The organism is Actinoplanes ianthinogenes, from assembly GCF_018324205.1.
Lineage (GTDB): Bacteria > Actinomycetota > Actinomycetes > Mycobacteriales > Micromonosporaceae > Actinoplanes > Actinoplanes ianthinogenes.
Genome location: NZ_AP023356.1, coordinates 6,066,139 through 6,075,000 on the forward strand (window position 1 = coordinate 6,066,139; position 8,862 = coordinate 6,075,000).

An 8,862-nucleotide genomic window follows, 5' to 3' on the forward strand; every position below is an offset into this window, starting at 1 on the left:
ATACCCGGGCGGGGTCTGCATATGCGTCGTGCCGCGATTCTTCGCACCGATTCAACGGACGGTGCTCCGCCATTCTGAAATGAGATCTCCGGGCCGGTATCGGTATAAAAACCGATACCGGCCCGCGGCGATTCATCGCGTGTATGTAATGAAGACCCCGGCCCGATCCCGGGCGGAGGGAGGAGTCTGCGACGAGGAGGCGGCAGTGAAAGCAGTGGTGTACGAAGGCCCGCGGCAGGTCAGCGTCAAGGACGTGCCGGACGCGCGGATCGAGCGGCCGACGGACGTACTGGTGCGGATCACGTCGGCGAACATTTGCGGTTCGGATCTGCACATGTACGAGGGCCGGACCGATTTCGAGCCCGGCCGGTGGTTCGGGCACGAGAACCTGGGCCAGGTGGTCGAGGTCGGCGACGGGGTCGACAAGGTACAGGTGGGGGAGTACGTGGTCCTGCCGTTCAACATTTCCTGCGGGCATTGCAAGAATTGCGAGCGTCAGCTGACGAACTATTGTTTGACCGCTCAACCGGAGCCGAAGATGGCCGGCGCCGCATACGGTTTCGCCGACATGGGGCCGTACGCGGGGGGACAGGCCGAGCTGCTGCGGGTGCCGTGGGGTGACTTCAACTGCCTGCGGCTGGGTGAGGACGCCGAGGAGCGCCAGACCGACTACGTGATGCTGGCCGACATCTTCCCGACCGGTTACCACGCCACCGAGATGGCCGGCGTGCAGCCCGGCGATCAGACGGTCATCTACGGCGCGGGTCCGGTCGGTCTGATGGCCGCCCTGTCGGCGACCATCCGGGGAGCGAGCAAGGTGATGGTCGTCGACCGGCATCCCGACCGGTTGCGGCTGGCGGAGTCGATCGGCGCGATCGCCATCGACGACTCGAAGGTCGACCCGGTGCAGGCCGTTCTCGAGCAGACGATAGGCCTGGGCGCGGACAACGGCTGCGAGTGCGTCGGCTACCAGGCGCACGAGCCGGACGGCCAGGAACAGGCGAACCTGACGATGAACCGGCTGGTCGCCTCGGTGCGCTTCACCGGGAAGATCGGCAACGTCGGCGTCTTCGTGCCGCAGGACCCGGGCGCGAACGACGAGCTTGCCAAGCAGGGCAAACTCGCCTTCGACTACGGCATGTTCTGGTTCAAGGGCCAGCACATCGGCACCGGCCAGGCCCCGGTCAAGAAGTACAACCGGCAGCTGCGCGACCTGATCGCCGGCGGCAAGGCCGAACCGTCCTTCATCGTCAGCCACGAGCTGCCCCTCGACCGGGCGCCGGAGGCCTACGAACACTTCGACAAGCGCGACGACGGCTGGACGAAGGTCGTCCTGCACCCGGCGATGGCGGGGGCGGGTGCCTGACATGGCCGGAGAGCTGAACGGGCGCCGGATCGCCATCCTCGCCAGCGACGGGGTGGAACGCGTCGAACTGGAGCGGCCGCGGCAGGCCCTCGACGACGCCGGCGCTCGTACCGTCGTGGTCTCCATCAACGGCGGCGAGATCCAGGCGCGTGACCACGACCTGGAGGACGCCGGCACGTTCGCGGTCGACCAGTTGGTCGGCGAGGCGTCGGTCGGCGACTACGCGGCGCTGCTGCTGCCGGGCGGCACGGTGAATCCGGACAAGCTCCGGATGGAGCCCGCGGCGGTGCGGTTCGTCCGGGACTTCGTCCGGTCCGGCAAGCCGGTCGCCTCGATCTGCCACGGCCCGTGGAACTTCGTCGAGGCCGACGTCGCCCGCGGGCGACGGCTGACCTCGTGGCCCAGCATCCGTACCGACCTGCGCAACGCCGGGGCGGAGGTGGTCGACGAGCCGGTCGTCACCGACGGCAACATCACCACGAGCCGGTCACCGGACGACCTGCCGGCCTTCTGCGAACGCATCGTGCACGAGTTCGCCAAAACTCCGCAGCATGCCGGAGCCGCGGTCGGAGGATGACAGCCAGCGGCGTCAACAGGACCTGGTGGGTTGGGAGGCGTGATGGCCGTCGACGTGCTGACCGAGACCGTGATCGATAGGCCGGTGACCGAGGTCGCCGCCTACGCGGCCGATCCCGACAACGCGCCGAGCTGGTACGCCAACATCGCCTCGGTGGAGTGGGTGAGCGAGCCGCCGCTGCGTCTGGGTAGCCGGGTGACGTTCCAGGCGCAGTTCCTAGGCCGCACCCTGCGCTACACGTACGAAATCGTCGAGTACGAGCCCGGCGAGCGGCTGGTGATGCGTACCGCGCAGGGGCCGTTCCCGATGGAGACCACCTACACCTGGACATCGGCTGACGGCGGTGGCACCCGGATGACGCTGCGAAACCGCGGTGAGCCATCGGGGTTCTCCAGGGTCGCCGCGCCCATGATGGCGACGGCGATGCGGCGGGCCAACCGGGCGGATCTGGCCCGGATCAAGGATCTGCTCGAGACCACCTGACCCTCCGAGACGAGCTGGTGGCCCGCTGATGGCCCGCAAGATCATCCAGAGGGGTGAACGACGAAGGCCCTGGCCGGAGGAACAACCTCTGACCAGGGCCTTCGCGCTGGAGCGGGCGACGAGAATCGAACTCGCGTAATCAGTTTGGAAGACTGAGGCTCTACCATTGAGCTACGCCCGCGAGGCCCGGATCAGCTCCGGGCTCGTGGTCAGCTTACTGAATCATCTACCGTCCGCGCGAACCGGATTCCCCAGCAGGTGACTCCAGCGCACACGCGGGTAAGCAGACCGCATACACTGGCCGACGCCACGGGGTGTGGCGCAGCTTGGTAGCGCACTCGCTTTGGGAGCGAGGGGCCGTGGGTTCAAATCCCGCCACCCCGACTGATCATCAACTATCCGCAGCAACAAGGAGTACGCCTGTGAAGAGCACCGTCGAGACTCTGAGCCCGACCAGGGTGAAGCTCGCCATCGAGGTGCCGTTCGAGGAGCTCAAGCCGAGCCTGCAGAAGGCGTACCGGGAGATCGGCGCGCAGGTTCAGGTGCCGGGCTTCCGAAAGGGCAAGGTGCCGGCCGCGGTCATCGACCAGCGTGTCGGCCGTGGCGCGGTCCTCAACGAGGCCGTCCAGGAGGCGATCCCGCAGCAGATCCTCGCCGCGGTTCAGGAGCACGACGTCAAGACGCTGGGCCGGCCCGAGGTGGAGATCACCGAGTTCGCCGACAACGCGCCGCTGAAGTTCACCGCTGAGGTCGACGTCCGCCCCGAGATCACCATCCCGGACCTGAAGGGCATCACCGTCGAGGTTCCGGTCGTCGCGATCGGCGACAACGAGATCGACGAGCAGATCAACGGCCTGCGCGAGCGCTTCGCCACGCTGAAGACCGTCGAGCGCGCCGCTGCGGAGGGTGACTACGTTCAGCTCGACCTGAACGCCACCGTCGACGGCGAGGAGGTGCCGGGCGGCTCGGCCACCAACATCTCCCACGAGGTCGGCAGCAAGCAGCTGCTCCCCGGCCTGGACGAGGTGCTGGTCGGCCTCTCCGCCGGCGACGAGACCACCTTCACCACCCAGCTCGTCGGCGGCGACTTCGCCGGCCGCGACGCCGAGGTCAAGGTCGTCGTCCGGACCGTCAAGGACAAGCAGCTCCCCGAGATCGACGACGAGTTCGCCCAGCTGGCGAGCGAGTTCGACACCCTCGACGAGCTCAAGGGCGACCTGCGCGAGCGGCTCACCCGGGTGAAGAAGGTCGAGCAGATCTACGCCGCCCGCGACGAGGCCCTCAAGCAGCTCGTCGAGGCCGCCGACATCCCGGCGCCGGAGGGTGTCGTCAAGGAGGAGGTCGAGGGTCGTAAGCAGGCGATGACCGACCAGCTCGAGCGGATCGGCGCCACCCTGGCCGACTACCTCGCCTCCGAGGAGAAGACCGAGGAGCAGATCGACCAGGAGCTGACCGAGGCGGCCCAGGAGGGCGTCCGGATCCAGCTGCTGCTCGACACCGTCGCCGACGCCGAGGACGTCCAGGTCACCGACGACGAGTTCGGCCACGAGATCGTGCACCGGGCGCAGCGCGCCCAGATGCAGCCGCAGCAGTACTACGACCAGCTGGTCCGCTCGGGCGCCGCGGCCGCCGTCTTCGGCGACGTGCGCCGGGGCAAGGCCCTCGCGTCGGTCATGGAGCAGGTCACGATGAAGGACAGCGACGGCAACGTGCTCTCCCTGGACGACCTGCGCGCGGCCAGCGAGGACGAGCACGCCGGTCACAACCACTGATCAAGACCGTTTTGCACGGCCACCGCGCACCGCTTCCGGTGCGCGGTGGCCGTTGTCCTTTCCGGCGTACGACGGAGCCCGGTGCGCTGTCAGCGAACACCTGCCCGAGCGGGAAGCTGATGCGCAATCGACCAGTTAGGTTGGTCGTACGACGGACAACCTGCCGGCCGGAGTCTCGGCCGACACAGCAAGCTGTGAAGGGCTGCCATGACCGATCTCCACATCCCTGCCGGGCCGGTGTCACGGCGCGGCGGCGACTCCCTGAGTGGCAACCTCGACGACTCGGTCTTCAACCGCCTGCTGCGTGAGCGGATCATCTTCCTCGGCAGCGAGGTGACCGACGCGGTCGCCAACCGCATCTGCGCGCAGCTCCTGCTGCTCTCCGCCGAGGACCCGGAGCGCGACATCCACCTGTGGATCAACTCGCCCGGTGGCTCTGTCTACTCGGGCATGGCCATCTACGACACGATGCAGTTCATCGACAACGACGTGTCGACCGTCGGGATGGGCATGGCTGCCTCGATGGGGCAGTTCCTGCTCTGCGCCGGCACGCCGGGCAAGCGTTACGCGCTGCCACACGCCCGCATCATGATGCACCAGCCGTCCGGCGGCATGGGCGGCACCGCCGCCGACATCGCCATCCAGGCGGAGCAGATGCTTTACACCAAGCGCATGTTCCAGGAGCGGATCGCGTTCCACACGGGCCAGACCCAGGAGCAGATCGCTGCCGACTTCGACCGGGACCGCTGGTTCACGGCCGCTGAGGCGAAGGACTATGGCTTCATCGACAAGGTGATCACCGGGGCCGTCCAGGTCCCGGACGGTGCCGGAACGCTGAACTGAGGAGCTGACCCATGACCGACCTTTCCATGCCTCCCGGGTTCGCTCCGGTGCACAACCGCTACGTGCTGCCCTCGTTCTCCGAGCGCACCTCGTGGGGCATCAAGGAGTCGAACCCGTACAACAAGATGTTCGAGGACCGGATCATCTTCCTCGGCGTCCAGGTGGACGACGCGTCGGCCAACGACGTGATGGCCCAGCTGCTGACGCTGGAGAGCACCGACCCGGACCGCGACATCACCATGTACATCAACTCGCCCGGTGGCTCGTTCACCGCCATGACGGCGATCTACGACACGATGCAGTATGTCCGCCCGGACATCAGCACGGTCTGCCTCGGCCAGGCGGCCAGCGCCGCCGCGGTGCTGCTGGCGGCCGGCACGCCCGGCAAGCGGATGGCGCTCCCGCACTCGCGGATCATCATCCACCAGCCGGCCACCGAGGGTGGTTACGGCCAGGGTTCGGACATCGAGATCCAGGCCCGGGAGATCATGCGGATGCGGACCCAGCTCGAGGAGCTGCTGGCCCGTCACTCCGGCCAGTCCGTCGAGAAGGTCCGTAAGGACATCGACCGTGACAAGATCATGACCGCCGACGAGACCAAGGAGTACGGCCTGGTCGACACGGTTCTGGTCAGCCGGAAGAAGAGCTTGCAGTCAGTCGGCGCCGGCAGCTGAGGCACGTGATGTCGGGGGCCGGACCGGTCGGACTAGACTGGCCGGTCCCTGACACGCCCGTTTTGGGGGGTCGGAGAACAGCCCCTTTGCGGGTAACGTCGAGCCAGCATCCTCAGTTACGCGGGTCGGCAGACGATGAGATGGCAACGAGGCAATCCGTCCTCGGACATGGACCGGCCAGTGGTCAGTCGTTGAGCGCAAGGAGAACGTAGGTGGCACGGATCGGTGACGGTGGCGACCTACTCAAGTGCTCCTTCTGTGGGAAGTCGCAGAAGCAGGTAAAGAAGCTCATCGCAGGCCCAGGGGTCTACATCTGCGACGAGTGCATCGATCTCTGTAACGAGATCATCGAGGAAGAGCTGGCCGAGACCGGCGAGGTGAAGTGGGAAGAGCTTCCCAAGCCGATGGAGATCTGCCAGTTCCTGGACAACTACGTGGTGGGCCAGGAGCAGGCGAAGAAAGCTCTCGCCGTCGCGGTCTACAACCACTACAAGCGGATCCAGGCCGAGTCGAACGGCGCTCCCGGCGCGGGCAGCGACGTCGAGGTGGCCAAGTCCAACATCATGCTCATCGGCCCCACCGGCTGCGGCAAGACTCACCTGGCGCAGACCCTGGCCCGGATGCTGAACGTGCCGTTCGCCATCGCGGACGCCACGGCGCTCACCGAGGCGGGCTACGTCGGTGAGGACGTCGAGAACATCCTGCTCAAGCTGATCCAGGCGGCGGACTACGACGTCAAGCGCGCCGAGCAGGGCATCATCTACATCGACGAGGTCGACAAGATCGCCCGCAAGAGCGAGAACCCGTCGATCACCCGTGACGTCTCCGGCGAGGGCGTGCAGCAGGCCCTGCTGAAAATCCTCGAGGGCACGGTGGCGAACGTTCCGCCCCAGGGCGGCCGCAAGCACCCGCACCAGGAGTTCATCCAGATCGACACGACGAACGTGCTGTTCATCGTGGGCGGCGCGTTCGCCGGCCTGGAGCGGATCATCGAGCAGCGCGTCGGCCAGAGCGGCGTCGGCTTCGGCGCCCGGCTGCGCTCGATCACCGAGAAGAACACCGACGACATCTTCAGCAAGGTCATGCCCGAGGACATGCTGAAGTTCGGCCTGATCCCCGAGTTCATCGGCCGTCTCCCGGTGATCACCACGGTCCGCAACCTGGACCGGGACGCGCTCATCAAGATCCTCACCGAGCCGCGGAACGCCTACGTCAAGCAGTACCAGCGTCTCTTCGAGCTCGACGGCGTCGAGCTGGAGTTCGACGAGGGTGCGCTGGAGGCGATCGCCGACCAGGCCATGCTGCGGGGCACCGGCGCCCGCGGTCTCCGGGCGATCATGGAAGAGGTCCTCCAGAACGTGATGTTCGAGGTCCCCAGCAACCCGGACGCCGCCCGTGTCGTGATCACCCGTGAGGTCGTCGTGGAGAACGTGATTCCCACGATCGTCCCGCGCGAGTTCGTCGGCCGCCGCCGGCACGCCCGCGAGGAGAAGTCGGCCTGAGCACCTCCCGCGATCTGGCGAGCATTCTCGCCGGCGTCGAACGCGGCGACCGGCACACGCCGGACCCGTGGCTCGAAGTCGTTCCACCACCGTCGTCCGATCGGGCGGCGGTGGTGTCGTTCCCGGGCCATGTGGTCGTCGCGGCCGACGTCGAGTGGGCCTGGGCCGAGAAACTCGCCGGCGAGGATTTCGCGGCGCCCAGCGGACCGCGCTTCCTGACGGCGCTGGAGGACCGGTTCGGCCTGCACGCCGGCGCCTTCGACGTGTCGCTGCTTGCCGGCCCGCTTCCCGGTGACCCGCCGATCCCGCTCACCGCGCTCGACGCGAGCGAACATCCCCGGGCCCTCCGTGCCCACCGGTACCGCACGGACGTGCGCCTGTGGGCTTCCGAGCACGGTCTGCTGGTGGTCGGGCGTGGGCTGGGTGGGCGGTGGGAGGTCGCCTTCGAGGTCGATCCGGCGGCGCAGGGACGTGGTCATGGGCGTCTGCTGGCGGAGGCGGCGCGGCATCTGATTCCTGGAGACCGGCCGATCTGGGGGCAGTGTGCGCCGGGTAATGCCGCGAGCTTGCGGGCGATGATCGCGGCAGGCTATCAGCCGGTCGGGTCCGAGGTGCTTCTCATGCCGGGCACCGCAGGCTGGTAGCGGCGGGAAGCCGCCGGCTTGTTCGCCGGACTGCTTGCCGTCCCGCTATGGCAAGCCCTCTTCCGGCAAGCACGCTTGCCGCAAGCCGTCCGGGCCAACGCAATTTCGGCAAGCTCGCCCCGGGCCGACGCGCCTAACAATCCCGCCCGCCCAGCAATCCCGCCCTCCCAGGGGGAAGCCCCCCGCAAGACAGTGTGGCGGGAGAGGAGGCGACGGGCCGGGCGGCCTGTGGATGACGCGGGACTGTGGAAAACGGTTCGGGGCCGGCGAACGTCGTACCCTCGGATTCATGCGTGTCGCCGTGTGCCAGCTGAACTCGCGGGATGACCGCGCCCACAATCTCTCCGTCGCGCGGTCGTTGCTCGAGCGTGCCGCCGCAGGCGGCGCCGAGCTGGCCGTCCTCCCGGAGTACGTGGACTTTCTCGGCCGGGCCGCGGACGCGCCGAAACCGGAGGCGGTCGACGGGGAGTTCGCCGCTTTCTTCGCCGCGGCCGCGCGCGAACTCGGCATCTGGGTGCACGCCGGCTCGTTCCACGAGACCGGCCCGGACGACGGCCGGACCTTCAACACCACGCTGGTCTTCCGGCCCGACGGTTCGCTTGCGGCGAGCTATCGCAAGATTCACCTGTACGACGTGGAGATCGCCGGCCGGGTTTCGTACCAGGAGTCGCGCACCGTGGCGCCCGGCGAGCACACCGTGGTGACCGAGGTCAACGGTGTGCCGACCGGCCTGAGCATCTGTTACGACCTGCGGTTCCCCGAGCTGTACCGGCAGCTCGCCATCGCCGGGGCGAAGATCCTCGTGGTGCCGGCCGCGTTCATGCTGCACACCGGGCGGGACCACTGGGAGGTGCTGCTCCGGGCCCGGGCGATCGAGAACCAGTGTTATGTGCTGGCCGCCGGGCAGATCGGTGACCACGAGCCGGGGCGGACGTGCTTCGGCCGCAGCATGATCATCGACCCGTGGGGGACGGTGCTCGCGCAGGCTCCGGACACCGAGG

9 protein-coding genes and 2 tRNA genes (1 of these 11 only partly in view) are annotated in these 8,862 nt (G+C 67.8%); 10 read left to right on the plus strand and 1 reads right to left on the minus strand.

Translation table 11 applies throughout. The features are described 5' to 3' along the window. The first annotated feature begins 205 nt into the window (after positions 1-205). The 3 genes from Aiant_RS27540 to Aiant_RS27550 are packed head-to-tail and all read left to right on the plus strand — an operon-like array spanning position 206 to position 2,426. The gene (locus Aiant_RS27540) at positions 206-1,366 is read left to right on the plus strand and encodes a glutathione-independent formaldehyde dehydrogenase (RefSeq protein ID WP_189329717.1); all 1,161 of its coding nucleotides are present in this window, start codon (positions 206-208) and stop codon (positions 1,364-1,366) included. Between the two features lies 1 nt (position 1,367). Then, on the plus strand, positions 1,368-1,943 hold the full coding sequence (locus tag Aiant_RS27545; protein ID WP_189329718.1) for a type 1 glutamine amidotransferase domain-containing protein: 576 nt from the start codon (positions 1,368-1,370) through the stop codon (positions 1,941-1,943). Between the two features lie 42 nt (positions 1,944-1,985). Further along, entirely contained in the window at positions 1,986-2,426 is a 441-nt protein-coding gene (locus tag Aiant_RS27550) for an SRPBCC family protein (RefSeq protein ID WP_189329719.1), read from the plus strand. Between the two features lie 107 nt (positions 2,427-2,533). Here Aiant_RS27550 and Aiant_RS27555 read toward each other — a convergent pair. Further along, positions 2,534-2,607: transfer RNA gene (locus Aiant_RS27555), tRNA-Gly, on the minus strand. Between the two features lie 129 nt (positions 2,608-2,736). Here Aiant_RS27555 and Aiant_RS27560 point away from each other — a divergent pair. The 7 genes from Aiant_RS27560 to Aiant_RS27590 form a co-directional block, all read left to right on the plus strand. After that, a tRNA-Pro gene (locus Aiant_RS27560) sits at positions 2,737-2,810 on the plus strand. A gap of 38 nt (positions 2,811-2,848) precedes the next feature. Next, positions 2,849-4,198 (plus strand): trigger factor, encoded by a 1,350-nt coding sequence (gene tig, locus Aiant_RS27565; RefSeq protein ID WP_189329720.1) that lies wholly within the window; start codon positions 2,849-2,851, stop codon positions 4,196-4,198. 207 nt (positions 4,199-4,405) lie between these two features. Next, positions 4,406-5,041, plus strand: a complete 636-nt coding sequence (locus Aiant_RS27570) for a ClpP family protease (protein ID WP_189329721.1) — start codon at positions 4,406-4,408, stop codon at positions 5,039-5,041. A gap of 11 nt (positions 5,042-5,052) precedes the next feature. Next, positions 5,053-5,715, plus strand: coding sequence for an ATP-dependent Clp protease proteolytic subunit (locus tag Aiant_RS27575; protein ID WP_189329722.1), 663 nt, complete (start codon positions 5,053-5,055; stop codon positions 5,713-5,715). Positions 5,716-5,927: 212 nt separating this feature from the next. After that, positions 5,928-7,217: an ATP-dependent Clp protease ATP-binding subunit ClpX gene (gene clpX / locus Aiant_RS27580; protein ID WP_189329723.1), complete on the plus strand. Its 1,290-nt coding sequence runs from the start codon at positions 5,928-5,930 to the stop codon at positions 7,215-7,217. A gap of 131 nt (positions 7,218-7,348) precedes the next feature. Continuing rightward, entirely contained in the window at positions 7,349-7,861 is a 513-nt protein-coding gene (locus tag Aiant_RS27585; protein ID WP_229829922.1) for a GNAT family N-acetyltransferase, read from the plus strand. A gap of 289 nt (positions 7,862-8,150) precedes the next feature. Further along, positions 8,151-8,862: the 5' portion of a carbon-nitrogen hydrolase family protein gene (locus Aiant_RS27590; RefSeq protein ID WP_189329724.1), read on the plus strand. It continues 83 nt past the right edge of the window; the window shows 712 of its 795 coding nt (coding positions 1-712); the start codon lies at positions 8,151-8,153; its stop codon lies beyond the right edge, outside the window.